The sequence below is a fragment of the Haloferax sp. Atlit-12N genome (genome assembly GCF_003383095.1).
In the GTDB taxonomy this organism is placed as follows: domain Archaea; phylum Halobacteriota; class Halobacteria; order Halobacteriales; family Haloferacaceae; genus Haloferax.
Window position 1 is genome coordinate 1 of record NZ_PSYW01000047.1, and the last position, 913, is coordinate 913.

Genomic DNA, 913 nt, shown 5'->3' on the forward strand with positions numbered 1-913 from the left:
GTAACGGGGTCGACGAAAGGTAGCGGTGCGGGCGTCGCAAAGCGCCTCGCCCGCGAGGGTGCAACCGTCGTCGTCAACGGCCGTTCGGCCACCGATGGCCAAGAGACAGTCAATACTATCCGAGAGGTCGGTGGCGAAGTGACGTTCATTGAGGCCGACATGCGAGACCCCGCGGCCATCGAGGCGCTGGTCGAAGAGACTGTGGACCGCTACGGACGTCTCGACGTGCTTGTTAACAACGCCGGCGTCCAGACGGAGACGACTGCGTCCGAGGCGACGATGGACGACTGGGAGTTCGTCGTCGAGACTGATTTCCGTTCGTTCTGGCTGTGCGCCAAACACGCGGCCGAACACATGCCTTCCGGGGGTTCTATCGTCAACATGTCCTCGAACCATGCCTTCTTGACGATGCCTGGGCTGTTCCCCTACAATGCTGTCAAGGCGGGTATCAACGGGATGACGCGTGCACTTGCGCTCGAACTCGGTCCTCTCGGAATCACCGTCAACACCGTCAATCCGGGATGGGTCGAGGTCGAACGCACGCAAGCGGAGTTGAGCGCAGACGACCGTGAGCGTGTTGAGGCAATCCACCCAGTCGGTCGAATCGGCGTCCCCGAGGACGTTGCCGCGACAGTGGCCTTTCTGACCAGCGATGAGGCGTCGTTTGTGACTGGGACCAGTCTACTCGTTGACGGCGGTCGGACTGCAGTCATGCAGGATCACACCTACCTCGAATACAAAGAGCGTTACTAGCGGTCACTGCGCCCCAACTGACCTACCGCGCGATACCGCCTCCTCTGTTTTCTACCACCCGTTCGACTTCTGCCGGCGTCACGACTGCGAGGTCGCCTTCGATGGTTCGTTTGAGTGCGGCAGTCGCCGCGGCGTAGCAGAGCGCGTCGCCGACGGTGTC

The 913-nt window shown here is 61.7% G+C and carries 1 protein-coding gene and 1 pseudogene; one reads left to right on the plus strand and one right to left on the minus strand.

Annotation, left to right across the window (positions count from 1 at the left end; translation table 11 throughout):
* A partial coding sequence (locus C5B90_RS19905) for an SDR family NAD(P)-dependent oxidoreductase (RefSeq protein ID WP_148708278.1) occupies positions 1-753 on the plus strand: 753 nt, incomplete at its 5' end.
* Between the two features lie 22 nt (positions 754-775).
* Here the strand turns inward: C5B90_RS19905 and C5B90_RS21110 are convergent.
* Positions 776-913: pseudogene (locus tag C5B90_RS21110) on the minus strand (sugar kinase); the annotation flags it as partial.